This is a genomic window from Streptosporangium roseum DSM 43021 (assembly GCF_000024865.1).
GTDB lineage: Bacteria > Actinomycetota > Actinomycetes > Streptosporangiales > Streptosporangiaceae > Streptosporangium > Streptosporangium roseum.
Genome location: NC_013595.1, coordinates 1407549 through 1425824, shown reverse-complemented (window position 1 = coordinate 1425824; position 18276 = coordinate 1407549). Strand labels below are relative to the sequence as shown.

At 71.8% G+C, this 18276-nt stretch carries 15 protein-coding genes; 6 read left to right on the top strand and 9 right to left on the bottom strand.

Translation table 11 applies throughout. From position 1 onward, the window contains the following. Window positions 1-55: 55 nt before the first annotated feature. Both SROS_RS06590 and SROS_RS06585 read right to left on the bottom strand, forming a co-directional pair. Window positions 56-982, bottom strand: a complete 927-nt coding sequence (locus SROS_RS06590; RefSeq protein WP_012888112.1) for a lysylphosphatidylglycerol synthase transmembrane domain-containing protein — start codon at window positions 980-982, stop codon at window positions 56-58. Next, on the bottom strand, window positions 979-1818 hold the full coding sequence (locus SROS_RS06585) for a class I SAM-dependent methyltransferase (protein WP_012888111.1): 840 nt from the start codon (window positions 1816-1818) through the stop codon (window positions 979-981). The genes SROS_RS06590 and SROS_RS06585 overlap by 4 nt, the downstream gene beginning before the upstream one ends. 191 nt (window positions 1819-2009) lie before the next feature. Between SROS_RS06585 and SROS_RS06580 the strand changes: the two genes are divergently transcribed. Beyond that, window positions 2010-2975 (top strand): lysylphosphatidylglycerol synthase transmembrane domain-containing protein, encoded by a 966-nt coding sequence (locus tag SROS_RS06580; protein WP_012888110.1) that lies wholly within the window; start codon window positions 2010-2012, stop codon window positions 2973-2975. Here SROS_RS06580 and SROS_RS06575 read toward each other — a convergent pair. The 5 genes from SROS_RS06575 to SROS_RS06555 all read right to left on the bottom strand — a co-directional run bounded on the left by SROS_RS06575 (window position 2930) and on the right by SROS_RS06555 (window position 8797). Further along, on the bottom strand, window positions 2930-4003 hold the full coding sequence (locus SROS_RS06575) for a glycosyltransferase family 4 protein (RefSeq protein WP_012888109.1): 1074 nt from the start codon (window positions 4001-4003) through the stop codon (window positions 2930-2932). The two genes, SROS_RS06580 and SROS_RS06575, sit on opposite strands and share 46 nt — an antisense overlap. Further along, window positions 4004-4933, bottom strand: a complete 930-nt coding sequence (locus SROS_RS06570; protein ID WP_012888108.1) for a glycosyltransferase family 2 protein — start codon at window positions 4931-4933, stop codon at window positions 4004-4006. Window positions 4934-5129: 196 nt separating this feature from the next. Further along, complete coding sequence (locus SROS_RS06565) at window positions 5130-5993, bottom strand: permease-like cell division protein FtsX (protein WP_012888107.1); 864 nt, start codon at window positions 5991-5993, stop codon at window positions 5130-5132. A gap of 258 nt (window positions 5994-6251) precedes the next feature. Further along, window positions 6252-6497, bottom strand: coding sequence for a type II toxin-antitoxin system Phd/YefM family antitoxin (locus SROS_RS06560; protein ID WP_012888106.1), 246 nt, complete (start codon window positions 6495-6497; stop codon window positions 6252-6254). 176 nt (window positions 6498-6673) lie between these two features. Next, window positions 6674-8797, bottom strand: coding sequence for a hypothetical protein (locus SROS_RS06555; protein WP_245564577.1), 2124 nt, complete (start codon window positions 8795-8797; stop codon window positions 6674-6676). A 119-nt stretch (window positions 8798-8916) separates the two neighbouring features. Here SROS_RS06555 and SROS_RS06550 point away from each other — a divergent pair, with 119 nt between their 5' ends. From SROS_RS06550 to SROS_RS06530, 5 genes are all read left to right on the top strand, one after another. After that, on the top strand, window positions 8917-10305 hold the full coding sequence (locus SROS_RS06550; RefSeq protein ID WP_012888104.1) for a hypothetical protein: 1389 nt from the start codon (window positions 8917-8919) through the stop codon (window positions 10303-10305). Between the two features lie 157 nt (window positions 10306-10462). Beyond that, entirely contained in the window at window positions 10463-12055 is a 1593-nt protein-coding gene (locus tag SROS_RS06545) for an LCP family protein (RefSeq protein ID WP_012888103.1), read from the top strand. 257 nt (window positions 12056-12312) lie between these two features. Further along, window positions 12313-14340 (top strand): acyltransferase family protein, encoded by a 2028-nt coding sequence (locus SROS_RS47230; RefSeq protein ID WP_012888102.1) that lies wholly within the window; start codon window positions 12313-12315, stop codon window positions 14338-14340. 49 nt (window positions 14341-14389) lie between these two features. Continuing rightward, window positions 14390-15511 carry a glycosyltransferase family 4 protein gene (locus SROS_RS06535; protein WP_012888101.1) on the top strand — a complete coding sequence of 374 codons (1122 nt, stop codon included), beginning with the start codon at window positions 14390-14392 and terminating at the stop codon, window positions 15509-15511. 199 nt (window positions 15512-15710) lie between these two features. Then, a complete protein-coding gene (locus tag SROS_RS06530) occupies window positions 15711-16448 on the top strand; it encodes an acetoacetate decarboxylase family protein (protein ID WP_012888100.1) in 738 nt (245 codons plus the stop codon). 51 nt (window positions 16449-16499) lie between these two features. On the opposite strand, the gene SROS_RS06525 is transcribed toward SROS_RS06530, so the two are convergent. After that, window positions 16500-17189, bottom strand: a complete 690-nt coding sequence (locus tag SROS_RS06525) for a hypothetical protein (protein ID WP_012888099.1) — start codon at window positions 17187-17189, stop codon at window positions 16500-16502. Between the two features lie 208 nt (window positions 17190-17397). Continuing rightward, entirely contained in the window at window positions 17398-18273 is an 876-nt protein-coding gene (locus tag SROS_RS06520) for a sugar kinase (RefSeq protein ID WP_012888098.1), read from the bottom strand. Window positions 18274-18276: the final 3 nt, after the last annotated feature.

Below are 18276 nucleotides of genomic sequence, written 5' to 3'. Positions count from 1 at the left end.
TCGTCCCCTTCTCCCGTTCACTCTATTGCCCCGGCCTCCGAAATCGTGGGGTAAATCACACGGCTTTTCCGGGGTCGGGATCGCGCCGGGGGTCGACGACGCGCCGCGCCGACAGACCCGCCGCACCGGCGCAGACGAGATCGCCGAGGATGATCACGATCCTGGAGCAGAGCGCCACGGCGATCGCCGATCCGCGGTCCAGGACCGGCGCCAGCACGACCACCATGGCCGCCTCGCGCACCCCCGCCCCGGCCGGGACCACGAACGTCATGATCCCCAGGCACCAGGACAGCGCGAACGCCCCGATGGAGAACACGACCGCCGACACCCCCGACGGCCCGAACTCGTGGACGACCGCGGCCAGGTGGAGGCCGTACGCGGTCCAGCCGAGCAGCGCCCAGCCCAGCGCGGTGAGCATGCCCCTGCGGGTGAGCGGGCGCTCCAGCGGCTCGCGCCTGAGCTTGCGCAGCCCGAACCCGAGGACCGCGTTGATCACCCTCGGCTCGAACACCACCGCGAGCAGCGGGATCAGCAGGAACACCCAGGCGTACGGCGCGGCCGTCCCCGGCAGGGCGGCCAGCAGCGTCACCGCCGAGATCACCAGCCCGCTGCCGAGCTGCACCGGCATCGTCAGGAAGAAGGCCGCCGCGCTCCGCGACCGGGGCACGCCCAGCTCACGGCCCATCTCCATCTGGGCGAGCACCGGCCAGAGCGAGCCGGGGATGTATTTGCCGAGCTGGCCGACGAAGAAGACCTTCGCCGCCTGGCGGAACGGCAGCGGCGAGCCGAGATCGGCCAGCAGCGCCCGCCACGTCATCATCCCGGAGCACAGCGCGGCGACCACGGCGACCAGCGACAGCACGAGCGACTGCCAGGACAGCCGGGCGAACCCGGCCCGGATCTCCTCCCACTGCTTCGCCACCACCCACGCGCCGAACCCGAGTGCCACGACCAGGAAGGCGATTCGGACCAGCCGTTTCACCGGGGAAGGACCGGGTCGGGCGGCTGGGGCAGGGCGGCTCCGGCCGGGCGGCGGGTGCCCTTGGTCGCCACCCACAGGTAGGTCGGCACCACCGGCAGCAGCCCACGCAGGACGGGGCGGGGCAGCCGGGCCAGCACGCCGCCGGCCACGCGGCCGACCACGCCGGGGAACAGCTCGGAGCCGGCGAACGCCGCCGGGGTGGCGAGCACCGGGAAGGTGTAGTCCCACACCCGCAGGCCGCGCACCATCTTCCGCAGGCCGCGGCGGGTCCGGTAGCGCTCGTAGTAGCTGTCCGCGCGGCCGGACAGCCGGACGTAGCGGTCGGCCAGCCTGGGCGGCAGGTAGGACAGGAAGGGCAGCTTGTAGTGCGGCTCCATCACCCCGAGCCGGTTGCCCAGCCCCAGGTAGAGCACGCCGTCGTCGGCGAGCACCCGGCGCATCTCCGCCATGATCGCGTCGGGGTCCACCACGTGCTCGTAGATGTGGTTGAAGACCAGCACGTCGATGGAGCCGTCGGGGAAGGGCAGCGCGGTGCCGTCGGCGCACACGAACTCGACCCGCTCGCCGAACCGCTCGGCCGCCTTGCGCAGGCCGGGCACGTCGATGTCCACACCGAAGGTCCGCCTCGCGCCCGCGGCGGCGAGCTCGTCGGCGATGAAGCCCGCCGAGCAGCCGATGTCCGCGACCGTCAGGCCGTCGAGGACGTCCCGGTCACGGCCGAGGAAGTGGCCGAGCACCGCCACGATCTTCGCGGCCTTGCGGCGGCGCTTCTCCTCGTCCAGCATCGCCGCCTGGAACTCGGAGTACGCCAGCTGCGCCACCCGTTCCGCGCTCATCGGTCGCCCACCACTCCTCATCCGCTCCGCGGACCGCTCGTCCCTCGCGATCCGTCGTGCCGGGGACGCGCACGGGAGCACCGCGCTCACCGCACCGGGTCCGCGCGACGCCCATCGCCGTCACGCCGCCCAAGAGTACCGGCGAGCCGGGCCCCTACCGCCGGGTAAGGTCCGCGTCGTACCCTTGGCGGATGCTCAGCCGCCTGCGGTCAAGCCGCCTGCTCCGGGTGATACTGGCCCTGGTCGCGCTGGCCTTCGTCGGCTACGGCCTGGCCCAGAACTGGGAGGGCACGCTCGGGGCGCTCGCCCGGCTGTCCTGGTGGTCGGTGGCCGGGGCCTGCGCGGCGGTGATGGCGGGCGCGGGCTGCATGCTCCTCGCCTGGCGCTCCGTGGTCGCCGGGCTGGGCTCCCCGCTGCCGCTGCGCGTGGCCGCGCGCGTGCTGTTCGTCGGCCAGCTCGGCAAATACGTCCCGGGATCCGTCTGGGCCTACGCCGCGATGATGGAGCTGGGCCGCGACTACGGCTGCCCGCCCCGGCGCACCTTCAGCGCCACCTCCCTGGGCCTGGTGATCTCCCTGGGCTGCGCGGCCGGGCTCGCCGCCGCCACGCTGCCGTTCACCGCCCGGTCGGTGGCCGAGCGCGCGTGGTACCTCGTCCTGATCATCCCGGTGATCATCGTGTGCCTGCATCCGAGGATCCTCACCTGGGGCCTGAACCTGGCGCTGCGGATCGCCCGCAAGGAGCCCATCGAGCAGGTGCTGCCCGGCCGCGCCCTGCTCGCCGCCGTCGCCTGGACGGTCCTCGGCTGGCTGCTCTACGGCCTGCACACCTGGCTCGTCCTCGGCGACCTGACCGGCGACTTCTCGTTCTACCCGCTCGGCGCCGGGGCCTACGCCTTCGCCTGGGCGACCGGCCTGCTGGTCGCGGTCGTCCCGGCCGGGCTGGGCGTGCGCGAGGCCGCGATGGTCGCGGTCCTCGTCACGGCGCTGGACGGCCACGGCCTCGGCCCGGCCGTGACCATCGCCGGGGCCGTCGCCCTGGTCTCCCGGCTGGCCTTCACCCTCACCGACGTGGCCTGGGCCGGGATCGGCTGGCTCCTCGGCCGCGGGACTCAGGCCCCCACGGAGACCAGGGCGTCCACGTACGCCGCCCAGTAGGGCTCCGGATCGACGGCCTTGACCCCGGCGCGGAGCCGTTCGGGCTCGCCCGGCCGGTAGAACGCGGCCAGCGCCGCGCGGAGGTCCTCCACCGAGCCGGGCTCGACGACCAGCCCGTCCACCCCGTCGGTGACGTGGTCGCCGAGCGTCCCCACCCGGCTGGCGATCACCGGCACCCCGTGCTCGTGGCCGAACCACACCTGCTGGCTGGCCGTCCCGCTCCGGTACGGCAGGACCAGCGCGTCGACGTCGGCGAACAGGCCGGGCACGTCGTCGTCGGCCACATAGCCGGGCCGCAGCTCCACCCGGCCGGTCAGCCCGAGCCCGGCGATCAGCGCCTCCGTCTCCTGCAGGCCGCCCCAGAACTCTCCGGCGACCCGGAGGGAGACGTCTTCGGGCAGCGCGCGGATCAGCAGGTCCAGCCCCTTGTACGGCCGGACCAGGCCGAAGAACAGCAGCCTGCGCGTCACCCCTCCGGCCTGGCCGCTCCCGGGAGACCTGACCGGGAGGTGCGGCGCCATCTCGGCCACCGTCACCGGGGCGGGCCCGAGCTCGCGGGCCAGCACGGCCTGCTGCCCGGAGTGGACGAGCACCCCGTCGACCCGGCGGAGCAGGGCCTTCATCAGCGGGGTGTCATAGGGCTTGCGCTCGTGCGGCAGCACGTTGTGGCAGAGCGCGACGACCCGGGTCCGGCGGCGCAGGCCGTACAGGATGCCCAGGTAGGGCGGGACCTGCACCGGGCTGAGCACCGCGAGGATCACCAGGTCGGCGCCCGCGAGCCGCCGCCCGCAGCGGACCCAGCCGTCGGGGCGGCGCCAGTCGAGCTCGCGGCGGACGTGGGGGAACGGGGCGCCGTCGGGGGTGTCCACGGTCTGCTGCCCCGGGTAGAGGAAGGACGGGTACTGCGCCTTCCACGACTCGATCACCACGTCGTGCCCGGCGGCCCGCAGCCGGTGGGCCAGCTCGGTGGTGTGCGCGGCCCCGCCACCCTTGTAGGGATGGGCCGGCCCGACGATCGCGATCCGCATCTACTCGCTCCGGGAGCGCACGATGAGGTCGGCGAGCAGCGCCAGCGAGCCGATGAGCAGGCCGGACAGGAAGATCACGATGGTGTTGCTGGTCAGGTAGAACCCGTAGCGGACCATGTCCACGACACCCTTGACCAGGCCGATGCCGACCAGCCAGAGCGCGGGCGGCATGAGGACCTTGAGCGGGTTGAAGTACATGACCATCCGCAGCACCTGCAGGATGTAGCGGTAGGCGTCGGAGATGAAGCTGAACTTCGACTTGCCCGCCCGCTTGCTGTATTCGATCGGCAGGTAGTAGACGTCGTGCTGGTTGGACAGGAACGACAGCGTGATCGTGGTGACGCAGGAGAACCCGGGCGGCAGCAGCCGCAGGTACGGCTTGGCGACCGACTTGCGGAACGCCCGCAGGCCGCTGTTGAGGTCGGGGATCTTCTGCCCCGCCAGCCGTTCGGCCACCTTGCGGATGAACCACTTGGCCGGCACCCGCAGGAACTTGTGCGAGCCCTCCTCGGTGGTCCGCGCGCCCACGACCTGGTCGACCGTGTGGTCCTTGTCCAGGATCTCGACGAGCTCGGGGATGCGCTCGTTCGGATACGTCATGTCCGCGTCGGTCCACACGACGATCTCGCCGCGTGCCTCCTGGCTGCCGATCCTGCGCACCGTGCCCGACCCACCGTTGCGGTGGAAGGCCCTGATCCGCATGTTGGGGAAGCGCGGCGCGGCCTCCTGCAGCCTGGCCAGCGTCTGGTCGGTGGAGCAGTCGTCGACGGCCACGAGCTCGTAGGTGTAGCCGCTGCGGTCCATGGCCTCGGAGATGCGCTCGACCTCGTCGATGACATGGTCCTGCTCGTTGTAACAGGGCAGAACGATCGTGACGTACGGTGTTGCGTCCACAGCTGGTCCACTCTCGGATGTCTCGGGCGTGCTCACGTCGGGCGAGGATACTCTGCCCGGCTGGGAGCCGGTCTCACTTCGCCGCGTTCGGACGGCCACGCGGCACGACCCGGCCCTCCGGACCACGCGCGGATCCGGACGCCGCCGAGGCACCCGGAGCACCGCTCACCGCCGTACCGATCCTCTCACCCCGAGGTCAGGCGCCGGTCCGCCGCACGACGTCGGACCCGCGTCATCTCGTCCTGACGGTCATGGGGACGGACCGCCCGTCGCCCACCATTACGGCCTCATACACGCCCGCCATCCCCTTGACCGCGTTGATCACCGTCTTGGCGCGACCCGGATCGACGAGCTTGACGTAGTAGCTCTCCGGGAAACGACGCTCCAGAAGAACACCGGAGCCGAGGGATTTCATCGCCCAGACATGCCCGAACACCCGGCGGGCGTGGGCGCGGTTCTCGAAGTAGAGGTTCTGGCTCTCTTCGAGGGTGCCGAGCCGGGCCTCGAGGGCCTTCTTCTCCTCCAGCGTGGCCGACCCTCGCCCCTTGCAGGCGTAGACCGTCTTCTTGTGCCCGCACAGCGTGACTGCGACGTCCGCCTTGTCCTTCCAGAAGAAATCACCGAAGGAGTAGACGGTGGAGACGCCTGCCGCCTTCCGCAGTTCCGACCGGAAGGGCAGGATGTCGTCCCAGCGGCGGAGCCTGCCCCGGAACGACTCCGGCATGTCCTCGACCTGGAGGGCCGAGAGCAGGGTCTTGTTGCCGGCGTTCTGTTGCCTGAAGTTCGCCATCGCCTCCTCGCGGGACTCGAACTCGACCTCCGTCACCTCCGGCATCGCCCGCAACCTCGTCTCCAGCGCGCGTTCCTGCTCCGCCGTGGTCGCCCGCCCCCGGCAGTTCTCCCAGACGTCGTAGTCCCTGCACAGGAAGACGGTGAATGTGCCGCCCTCGGGCCAGTCGTCCGGCGGCGGAAGCACCTGGACGCCCTGCCGATCCTGTCGATCCGCCGCCCCGGCCGCTCCCGCGGCCCCGGCTGTCCCGAACGTCACGGCGAGAGCCGTCACCCCGGCCAGCAGGATCCGTCCGACCGTCGGCATCGTTGCACCCACTACGTCACCCGCCGTAATAATCGAGATATTTCCCGATATCCTGACACGAATGACCCGAGTTTGATCATCAATTATCGAACAGGCTCCGCCTGACCGCAGCCCTCCGGACATGGTCCTTCCGAACCGTGATCGCATTCCTACTGGAGTTTCAGATCGGCGGGCAGGAGGGTGGACGCGTCCGCCCGGTTGAGCGGTGAGATCACGCGAAAATGCCGCTCGTCCAGCGCGCACCGGCATCCGCGACGATCATTCGCCGGATCCGTCGAGGTCCTCGTCAGCGCGGGAGGCCCACGTGGGATCTCCACTCGTCGCATACCCCACGGCGGACATGACCATCTTCGGCTGCCGGAGCGGAATGACCATGGCGATCGGTTCACCCCGCTCGGTGATGGTCAGCGTCTCGCCGGCCTTGACCTGTGCGAGAACCTGACTGGTTCCATGAGTGAGGTCACGCACGCCTACGGTGTGGTCAGTGGGAAAGGGCTCGCTCATGTGGCAACCCTGCCTCTCACGTGGCCGCACCGACAGGGAAACGTCGCAAGATCCAAGCATCCGATCCGGTACGGAGCCGGACCGGAGTTCTTCTCGCAGCGCTCCGAAGACGGCCCCTGCCCCTCTCTCCCGGCTGCGCCGATCCGTGACCAGCCGGGTGTCCTGCCGCCGACCGGCTAGGGAAGGGCCATCCAGGCGTCCATGGACAGGGACCAGGTGCCGTCGGGGGGGCCGACGAGCGATCTCTCCTCCTGGCGGGTGCGGAGCTTCATCACCTGGACCGGCGCGCCGTACTGGGAGAGCTGGTCGGCCCTGGCGGCGAGCAGGACCGGCACGCGGCCGGTGGCGCGGGTGCGGCCGATCAGGCGGTCGACGTCGGACGGGACGGGGACGTCGGCGCCCCGGTAGAAGGCGACCCGGGCGGTGGGGACCCCGCAGGTGCCCCGGACGAGCTGGGTGAGCCGGTCGCCGGTGACCCGCTCCACGATCAGCACCGAGGCCCGTTCCGGCAGGGCCGCGCACATCGCCTCGACCGCCGCGCGCTCGCCGCGCTCCACGGGGGTGAAGGCCGTCCCGGCGGAGGTGATCGCCGGGGGGACGAGCAGGAGCACCACGCCGACGGCGGCCAGGCCGTTCTGGACGGCCGGGCCGTACCCCATCCTGCGGGCCTTGTCCCGCGCCCAGCGCAGGCCCCAGACGGCGAGCAGGACGAGGCCGGGGATGACGATGGGGACCAGCCGCCGGGCGGCCCACGGGTGGTCGGGGGTGATGCCCGGACGGTAGAGCGTGGTGAGCGTGGTCCAGCCGATGACGGCCAGCGGCAGCAGCCAGCCGAACCCCCTGCCCCGCACCATCCTGCGCGTGAGCACCGCCCCGGCCAGCGTGGCCAGCACCACCACGGGGACCCCGACGTACCAGATCACCCAGTACAGCGACTCCTCGTAGTAGAGCCGGGCGCCGTCGACCGGCAGGCCGTTCGCCGTCTGCGTCCTCTCGATGAACTCGTAGTTCAGCCGGTCCTCCGGCGTGGTCGGCCGCCGCAGGACGGTCTGCAGCCACGGCCGGGCCGCGAAGGCCACCATGACCAGCACCACCAGGCCGCCGGCGATCTCGGGCAGCCGCCGGATCCCCGCGGCCCGCCGCAGCACGGCCGCGAGCCTCGGCGCCGCGAGCGCGGCGACCAGGGTGAGCACCAGGACCGCGCCGCAGATGGCCAGCAGCGGCCGGAGCGAGCCGGACAGGTAGTTCAGATAGGGCCTGGACAGGATGTATCCGGCCGCGACCCCCATGATGGTCCCGGCCGCCAGGCCGCAGAGCAGCGGGACGCCGAGGCGCCCCTCGTCACGGATCCCCGCCCGGCGCAGGGCGATCAGCAACCCGGCGTAGACCAGCACGGGAAGCACGTCGCGCAGCCCGTCGATCCTGACCAGGACGGCCAGGCCGAACACCAGGCCGGCCAGCTCCGCCCCGATCACGGCGCCGTCGGACTGGGCCCGGCGGACCCGCCCCGGCTGCTCGGCGGAGGGCAGGGACGGCAGGTAGCCCAGGCCCGTGATGCCGGAGCGGAGCCTGACCTGGGCGTCGTGCAGCAGGGCGATCCCGCCGAAGAGCAGGATCATGGAGGGGATCTCGCTGAAGGTGGTGCGCGAGGTGTAGAGGATCGGGAGGCTGACCGCGAACACCAGGGCGGCCGGCGCCGCCCAGCGCGCGCCGACGAGCCGGGCGACGACCCCCGACAGGACGAGCACCGCCAGCGCTCCCAGCACCGGCGGCACCAGCAGCAGGCCGGTCAGGCCCCCCAGCCAGTGTCCCGGCGCGTCGATCAGCGGCGCGCCCGGCATGAACTGCGGCACGACCGCGCCGCCCGAGCTGTAGAAGCCCGCGCTGTCGAAGCGCAGCGCGTGATCCGGGCCGCCGAAGGCCGCCTGCTGGTACGGGATCGGCAGCGAGCCGTGGCCGGCCAGCCAGACGGCGTACTGGGCGTAGGTGGCGGGGTCGCGGCGGACGACGAGCTGCTCGCTGTGGAGCAGGCCGTTGAAGACCCCCGAGGCCAGGGCCGCGGCGACGACGCCGCTCGCCTGCCAGGCGGTCGCCTCGACGGTCTCGGGCAGGCGGCGCAGGCCGTACCGGCACAGGACCGCGGCGACCGCCAGGCCCAGTGGCAGGGCGGCGATCGGCCGGAACCAGCCGAGCAGCAGCAGCGACAGCCCGGCCACCAGCCAGCCGGCCAGCACGAGTGCGGGCACGACCGACACCACGGCGAGCACTCTGCCCGCCGAGGGCCTCCGCGTGTGATCCAACCAGGTGATCCTCATGGCTCGTCCCGAGCGTAGTGGCAGCCTCCGGCGACGGCGATGCCCGCGCGCGGCTGCCAGGCGAAAGCCGGTAGCGTACGCGCAGCGCGCGAAGGGGGCGGAAAGTGGTCGGCTGGGCTCGGGGGCACCGGTGGTTCCTGGGGGTGCTGGGCCTCGGGGCCGTGCTGCGGGTGATCACCATGCTCGGCTACCGGCCCGCGATCTGGTTCCCCGACTCCTACACCTACGTGGTGACCGCGCTGAAGCCCCGGCCCGACCTGGTCCGCCCGGCCGGATACTCGATGTTCCTGCGGCTGCTCGAACCGTTTCACAGCTTCGCCGCCGTCGCGCTGGTCCAGCATCTGCTGGGACTGCTGGTCGGCGTGCTCGTCTACCTCACCGCCCGGCGGCTGCGCGCCCCCGGCTGGGCCGCCGTGCTCGCGTCCGTCCCCTCCCTCCTGGACGCCTACCAGATCGAGCTGGAGCACCTGCTGGTCTCCGACACCCTGTTCGCCGCGCTGGTGATGTCGGCGGTCTGCCTCGGCCTCTCCCGCGACCTCGGATGGCGTACGGCGTGCGGGATCGGGCTGCTGATCGCGGCCGCGACGCTGACCAGGACGGTCGGGCTGCCACTGGTCGTGATCTTCGCGTGCTGGCTGATCTACCGGATGCGCGGCCGGGTGCTCATGGCCGGGGTGATGCTGGCCGCGGCGGCGCTGCCGATCCTGGGGTACGGGGTCTGGTTCCACGCGACCTACGGCCGGATCGGCATCGTGGGCGCCAACGGCGTCTTCCTCTACTCCAAGACGATGACCTTCGCCGACTGCGCGGTGATGCGGCCGCCCGCGGACCTGGCCGTGCTCTGCGACCCCCGCCCGCCCGCGCAACGGCCCCCCGCGCAGGAATACGTCTGGAGCCCGGACTCCCCGCTGGTCAGGCTGCCCGGCATCACCTTCAGCGAGGAGAACGACACGCTGGCCGGCCGGTTCGCCTCGCTGGCCATCCGGAGCCAGCCGCTCGGCTACCTGGGCTCGGTCCTCTCCGAGCTGGCGCGCTCGTTCCCGCTGAGCCGCCCGGTCTACCCCGACCAGGAGGTCTACGGCTACTACGAGTTCCCCGCGGCGCCGCCGGCCCCGCCGGGCCGCTACCCGGCCACGGTTGGCGCCGAGCGCGCCGAGCGCGACTACGAGCGGGGACCGATCGCCACCCGGATCGTCGAGCCCTACACGGGCTGGATGCGGGCCTACCAGGACGTCGTGTGGTTGCCCGGCGCGGCGGTGCTGCTGATCCTGCTGGTCCCCCCGGTCGCGGCGGGCGTCCGGCGCCTCCGCCCGGAGTCCCCGATGTGGGTGCTGCCGTGGACGACGGCCGTGGTGCTGCTCGTCATGCCCCCGGCGGTCGCGGAGTTCGACTACCGGTACGTCCTGCCCGCCGTACCGGCTGCGTGTCTGGCCGCGGCCCTTGTGGTGGGTAAACCTTCTTTCCGTAACATTCCAAGAAATGTCCGTATTTGAGTATGCTGAGCGCTCGGATCATCACGGGAGTCTCAGGGAGCGGTCATGACCAAGTTCACGTCATCATGGCTTCCGTCACTCACCTCGTGACCTACTCTTTGGGCGCAATGAGCGAGCTGAACCAGCACCGGACGTTGCCGCCAGGCGAGGAGATCGCATGAGCGACCATCGGCACGTCGCCGTCGAGGACCGCCGGGCGGAGCCGACCAGCCCCGGCCGCCGGGCCTCCCGGCGGGCGGGCGGGAACGGCGGAGCGCCCCCCGAGATCCCCGTGGAGTACGCCAGGCCGCCCCGCAACCCGGGCCGCAAGGCCAAGCGGCTGAGCGTCGGCGCCTGGATCAGCGTCGCGATGACCGGCGTCCTGGTGGTCGGCACCCTCGGCGCCTACAAGCTCTACCGCGACATCGACGGCAGCATCGTCCGTGACGACGTCGAGAGCAGGCTCGGCGCCAACCGCCCCCCGGAGACCGGGGCGCTCAACGTGCTCGTCGTGGGCTCCGACAGCCGCGCCGGCGCCGGCAACAAGAAGTACGGCCAGCACATGCAGGCCGACGGCGAGCGGACCGACACGATCATCCTGCTCCACATCTCGCCGAACCGCGACAAGGCGACCATGATCAGCTTCCCCCGCGACTCCATGGTCCAGGTGCCCAACTGCAAGAACCCCAAGACGAAGGCGATCATCCCCGGCGGCCTCAAGCAGATCAACGCGACCTTCAACGAAGGTGGCATCGACTGCACGTGGACGACGATCGAGACGCTGACCCAGATCCGCATCAACCACTACGTCAAGGTGGATTTTGCCGGGTTCAAGGGCATCGTCGACGCGCTGGGCGGCATCGAGATCTGCCTGCCCAAGGACGTGACGGACAAGAGGGCCAAGCTCGATCTGACCAAGGGCAAGCACGTGGTGAAGGGCGAGACCGCCCTCGCCTACGTCCGCGCCCGCTACGGGCTCGGCGACGGCAGCGACACCAGCCGGATCAAGCGCCAGCAGGTCTTCCTCAACCAGGTGATGCAGAAGGCCACCAGCTCCGACCTGCTCACCGACCTCGGCAAGCTCACCGGCTTCCTGAACGCCGCCGCCGCCTCGGTGACGGTGGACAAGAACCTTGACACCGGGCGCATGCTGGAGATCGCCCAGAGCGCGAAGTCCCTCACCGCCAAGGGGCTGCAGGCCGTCACCGTGCCCTTCCAGCCCTACCCGGCCGACACCGCGCGGGTCCAGTTCCGGCAGCCCGCCGCCGACGAGCTGTTCGAGTCGATCCGCAGCGACATCGAGGTGACCAAGAGCCCGACGCCCGAGGCCTCCCCCAAGCCGGTCATCAAGCACGAGCAGGTCCAGGTCCAAGTCTTCAACGGCACCGATACGCCGGGAAGGGCCAAGGAGGTGGCCGACAAACTGGCCGCCCAGGGCTTCCGGGTGATCCAGGTCGGCAACGCCCGTCCGGCGACTGGCAACGTGCCCGCCACCACGCTGCGCTACGGCAAGAAGGACGCCGAGGGCGCCGCCTACGCCGACGCGGTGGCCGCCCGGCTCTCCGGAGACAAGCTCGCCCCCGTCGCGGGCAAGACGAAGCCCGTCAGCGTGGAGAACTACGCCGCGACCATCCCTGCCACCCCGCTCCCCACCGGCCCGGTCGTCCAGCTGATCATCGGCGCCGACTGGAAGGGCGTCCGGGTCCCCACCAAGATCCCCGACTCCCTCAAGGGCGACATCGTCGACAGCGAGACCAACCCCTGCCAGTGACCCTCGCCGCCGGCGATCGGCCGGCCGGCGGGGGAGCCGGGAACCCGGCGGAGCGCACAGGTTTCAAACGATCACGATTCGCCGCGAACCATCTCAAACCCCGAGTGCTCGTGCGACAGACGGCGCGTGATCGGTCTAGGGTTGTCGGGTCGGCGAGGCGAACTCCACTCGACCGCATCCCCCGGCGGTCCCTGGGCGTCTTCAGTAGCGTGTCCGACTACCTCCCAGTCTCCGACAGATAGCTGAGCGTTTTCCCCGTGAGCGACACCCGATCCCCCTTCCAGCTTCCGACCCCCCGGGACGACGGCGCCCCCGACGCCGACACCGGCGGGTCCGCCGGCGGACAGGGCCGGACACCCGCCCCGTGGCCGATGCCCGAGCACGCGCAGTCGTCCCAGACCTCCTGGCCGGAGCCACCGGACCGTGCTTCCACCGCCTCCTCCTGGGGCCGCCGGGACGCGCAGGGCTCGGAGGAGGACCCCGGCGAGGTCACCGCCTGGGGCTACCCGGCCTACCAGGAGCCGCAGTCCTCCGCCAAGGAGGACGCGTGGGCGAACTGGGACACCCAGACACCTCCCGGAGAGCAGGAGCAGGCACCGCGGCGGGAGACCCGGAAGTCCTCCGGGTCCCAGGGCCGGACGCCGTACGGGGACACCCCGCCGCCCGCCGCCCCCGGGGCACGGGCGGCGGGCGAGGACGCCCCGTCGCCCGCCGCGCCGGAGTTCTGGGCGATGCACGAGGAGGCACGACCGTCCGCCGCGCCGGAGGGGTGGCCCGCCGCCCAGCCGCCCTCGGCGCCCGACCCCTGGGCGACGCGCGACGCCCAGCAGCCCGCGGTGCCGGGGTCCTGGGCGACGCGCGGGGACGCACAGCCGTCAGCCGCGCGGGAGACGCGGGCGCCGTACGCGGACGTGCGGCCCCCCGGCCCCCGGAGCCCGCTGGACATGACGCACCGCGCCGCACCCGCCGGGAACCTGCTGGACCCGCTGGACCCCGCCTGGGCCTCGGACCACGACGCCGCCCGGACGCAGGCCGCTCCCGCGGCGTGGGCGCCGGAGGCCCCCCGGCACAGGCCGCAGCCGCAGGAGGCTCCGGCCGCCGAGCGGCCGTTCTCCTACTGGGAGAACTCCGCCCGTGACCCCGAGCCCTCCCCCTGGGGCCGGTTCCCGGAGCAGGAGCCGGAGCAGGCGCAGGAGCAGCGCCCGGAGGAGGCACCCGCCGCTCCCCCGGCCAGGAAGAAGCGCGAGCCGTACCTCGACAACGTCAAGTTCGTCCTGATCGCCCTGGTCGTGACCGGGCACTCGCTGGTGCCCACCCTGGCCGCGCACTCGGCCAAGTCGGCCTACCTGTTCATCTACACCTTCCACATGCCGGCGTTCGTGCTGATCAGCGGTTATCTCGGCCGGAACTTCTGGAACTCCAACGCCAAGATCAACAAGCTGGTCGACACCATGCTGGTGCCCTACGTGGTCGTGGAGATCGGCTACGCGCTGCTCCGCTACGGGCTGGGCCAGAAATGGACCCTGACGATCATCGACCCGGCCTGGCTGAACTGGTACCTGCTGGCCCTGGTGCTCTGGCGGATCTCCACGCCCATCTGGAACCGGATGCGGCAGCCGCTGCTGGTTGCGGTGGTCATCTACATGGTGGCCGGCTTCTCGGAGATCTCCGGCGACTTCAGCATCGACCGCTTCTTCGGCCTGCTCCCCTTCTACGTGCTCGGCCTGGTGCTCAAGCCCGAGCACTTCGACCTGCTCAAGCCGGTCTGGGTCAGGATCGTGGCCGGGATCACGGTCGCCGGGGGCATCGCGGTGGCGGTCTTCATCGCCCCGCACGTCAACCTCAAGCCGATCTACTTCCGCTACAGCATCAAGTCCATGGACACGAGCTGGCTGATCGGGCTCGGCGTGCGCGGCGCCGTGCTGGTCGCGGCGCTGGCCATGTCGGTCGCGCTGCTGGCCCTGGTGCCCCGGCGCGAGACCTGGTTCTCCGACCTCGGCACCCGCACGCTCTACGCCTACCTGCTCCACGGCGTCGTGGTGCTCATCGCCAAGGACCAGGGGTGGCTGAGCTTCCCCTGGCTGTACGGCCCGCTGGGCGTGCTGGCGATCATGTCCAGCTCCCTGGCGCTGGCCATCGTCCTGTGCCTGCCGGAGACGCGCACGCTCTTCAAGTGGCTGCTGGAACCCCGCCTGGTCTGGCTCTACCGCCGCCCGTCGGCGGACTCCCCCGGCAAGCAGGCGGAACCGGCCCGCAAGGAGAGTTCAGCGGCAGTTCCTCGGTAATTAACCCAACACATCCGGTGATGACGGAACCGACACTCAGCATCGGGATATGCGGGTATGTGTCGGGACGATTGTCCATCACCCCGAAGACGCCCGGATCATGCATCGGCAGATCCGGGCGCTCCTCGACGCGGGGCACGAGATCACCTATGTCGCGCCCTTCACCGACTGCAACGTCACGCCCGATCCCCGGATCCGGGCCGTCGACGTCCCCCGCGCGCTGGGCCGCCACCGTAGACGTGCCCTGAAGGCCGCCCGGGGGGCCCTGAAGCGCGGAGCCGAGGGCGCCGACCTTCTGGTCGTCCATGACATCGAGCTGCTTCTCCGGCTGCCCAGGCGCCGCCCCGTGACCGTCTGGGACGTCCACGAGGACACGGCCGCCGCCCTGGAGGCCAAGACGTATCTCCCGGAGCTCCTGCGCCGGACCCTGCCGTCGCTGATCCGCCGGGTCGAGGCCCGCGCGGAGGACCGGCTGCACCTCGTCCTGGCCGAGGAGGCCTACCGGGAGCGGTTCTCCGGGTCCCACCCGGTGGTGCCCAACACCACCTACGTGCCCCATCGGCCGCCCCCGCCGCCCGGCCGGAACCGGGTGGTCTACGTGGGCCAGCTGTCCCGGGCCAGGGGCGCGGCGGAGCTGGTCGAGCTGGCCCGGCGGCTGCTCCCCCACGGGATCAGGACGGACCTGGTGGGCGCCGCCGACGCCGAGATCAGGCCCATGCTGCGGGACGCGCAGCGACAGGGCCTGCTCGACTGGTACGGCTACGTGCCCAACCAGCACGCGCTGCGGATGGCCGAAGGGGCGATCGCCGGGCTGTCACTCCTGCACGACGTGCCCAACTACCGGCAGTCGATGCCGACCAAGGTCGTCGAGTACATGTCCCGCGGGCTCCCGGTGGTCACCACGCCGCTCCCGGCCGCCGCTGCCCTGGTCGGCCGGACCGGCTGCGGGGTGGTCACGCCCTTCGGGGACGTGGACGCGGTGCTGGGCGCCGTACTGGCGCTGCGGGACGATCCCGGGGGAGCCGCGGCGATGGGCGCACGCGGCTACGAGGAGGCGCTGCGCCACTACGACTGGCCCGCCCACGCGGGCGAGTTCGTGGGGCTGCTGGAGGGGTGGGCGACGGCGAGCGCCGCCCCCGCGCGCGCCCACCGCCGTCCCCTCGTGGTCTGATCCTCCGTACGGTCATCGGGGCCGCTCCAGTTCGAAGGCGATGTCGGCCACCCGCACCGTCGCGACCCGGGGGTCCTCGATCAGCTCGCGCAGCGACGAGATCGAGGCCGGGGAGTCCACACAGGCGTAGGCCCGGCCCTCGGCAGCGGATTGGTCACACCCCAGTGACGTGAGGGCCGGAGATTGGTGTACTGGAGGTATGGCACGCCATCTGATCCAGGGCCGCGAGATCGCCATGCCGGTGCGGATCCGGGACGCCTCCGTCTGCAGCGCCTCCTACCTGGTCCGGGCGGACGCCGCCCGGGCGGTGATCGCCTACTCGGGGCTGGACGTGGCCGAGGTGCTGCCCGGCAAGGCCCTGTGCACGCTGGTGTTCGTCGACTACGCCGACGGCGACCTGGACGCCTACCGGGAGTTCGGCGTGGCCTTCCTGGTCCGCCCGCCCGACGGGGGCCGGCCACCTCCCCGAGGGCTGCGCGCCGGCCTGTCCGAGCTGCGCAGGGCCGGGGCCGGGGCGTTCATCCACTGGCTCCCCGTCGACCAGGGCTTCACCCTGGAGGCGGGCCGTAGGATCTGGGGCTTCCCCAAGGAACTGGCCGACATCGACCTCCGCCTGAGCTCCCCCTACAAGCGGTGCATCCTGCGCAAGGACGGCCGCCTGGTGCTGGACCTGCTGATCAAGCCCGGCGCCCCGGTGCCCGGGGGCGGCACGATGGCCCCCGTCGACGCCTACAGCCACCTGGACGGCGTCACCCGCCGCACTCCCTGGTCGATGTCCCCCCGCGGGGTCCGCATGCGTCCCGGCGGAGCGCTGATCCGCCTGGGCAACCACCCCGTCGCCAAGGAGCTGAGCGAGCTCGGCCTGCCCAAGCGCGCCCTGATGACCAGCACGGTCTCCCACCTCACCATGACATTCGGCGAGGCGAAGGAGCTGTAGGCGCCGCATGAACGCGGGCGCGCTCCACTCCCCTTACGACGACTCCGCGGCTTACGGCGACTCCGCAGCCGCCGGAGAGCGCCGGCGTCGCTCCACGAGGAGGAAGCGGACGACGACGAAGCCGATGATCGCGGCAGCCGCCGTCCATACGATCGTCTTCCCCATGGTCTCGACCACCTCGTTCCTGCCGGGCGGGAGCACGACCATCTGTACGGCGGCGCCGACCGGCACGGTCAGTCTCGCGAGCAGACCGATCGCTCCCGACCGCCTGACGCATACGCCGACGGCCCCCAGGGGCGCTCCGAGGACGACACTGGCGACCCACCACAGGAGCGGTTCGGACTCGTACCAGGAGACCTGCCCGCCGCTACGGACGGCGTCCACGACGCTGTAGGCGGCCGTGGCCGCGAGCAGGGCCAGCGCACCGGCGGCACCGCCCTGCGCCAGCGCTGCGGGACCGCTCTCCCTGGCCCGCGTGACCAGCCACCCCACCGCGACCGCCAGACCCGCCCAAGCCCAGCCGGAGTCGAGCAGCACGCTCATGATTTCCGCGATTGACCACCCGCCGGTGGTGTAGGCACGGCTTTCAAGGTCGGCGTAGCTGTTGGACAGGGCGTTCACGAGGGAGGTCGCCGCGCCGAATCCCGCTCCGACCGCCAGGGCGCTCACCAGGATCCCTACGGGACGGGTCACATGCGAGCGGCCCTGCCGTCGCCTGCCATGCCGCTGATCGTTGGTCACGACGCCTTCCTATCGTAAAGATCATGATTTGTACGGCGGACGTTCCATGCGATCCGGGGATCAGCCGCATTCGGCGGTCGGTGCCATGTCCGTTGACGGCACCCCGGCACCGTCACCGGATCTCATCGGCATCACCGCCCCGAAGCCCCCGCGACCGTCGCTCGAACGTTGCCGCTTCTCGCGGTCACGGTCAGGCCCGGACGTCGCCTCAGACGTCGGACTCCAGCAGCGGCAGTTCGGCCCTGGTGGGCAGCCCCTGCCACTCGCTGGTGCTGGAGACCGCGAAAGCCGCCAGCAGGGCGCCCCGGCGCAGCCGGTCGGCGGGGTGCAGCCGCTCCAGCAGCGCGCTGAGGTAGCCGGCGGCGAAGGCGTCTCCCGAACCGGTGGGATCGACCACGGGCGTGCCGAGGCTCGGGGCGTCGTGGCGGACGCCGTCCACCCGGACGCTCGCACCCCGGGCGCCCCGGATCACGATGACCTCCCGGTCCCCGCCGAGGGCGGGCTTGACCAGGTCCAGCTCGTTCTGCCGGACGAACAGCACGTCGGCCGAGCAGGCCAGCGCGCTGAGGATCTCCTCGGCCTCCCGGAGGTCCGGCCAGAGCTGGTCACGGTAGTTGACGGCCACCGAGACGGTGACCCCCGCGAGCCGCGCGGCCCGCACCGCGGCGTGCATGGCGTCACGCGCGCCCAGCGCGGCGGCGATCCCGCTGACATGCAGGACCCGGGAGGCCGCGATCCGGTCGGTGGGGACGTTGCCCTGCGTGAGCCGGGTCCCCGTCCGGTAGTAGGTGACCCTGGCCGCCTGCCCGAGCCTGGACTCCTTCAGGAGCAGCCCGGTGGGGGAGGCGTCGTCCACCCGCGCGTCCGAGACGTCCACGCCCTCACCGCGCAGCGCCGTGAGGATCCGGGCGCCGATCTCGTCGCCCCCCACCTTGCCCAGCCAGGCGGCCGCGTGCCCGAGCCTGGCCAGCCCGACCGCGACGGTGAGCTCGGCCCCGGCCACGTCCAGCCTGGCCTCGTGCTCATGACGGATCCGGCCGCTGGTGACGACGGCGAAGGCCTCGCCGAGGGTGTAGACGTCCACCGC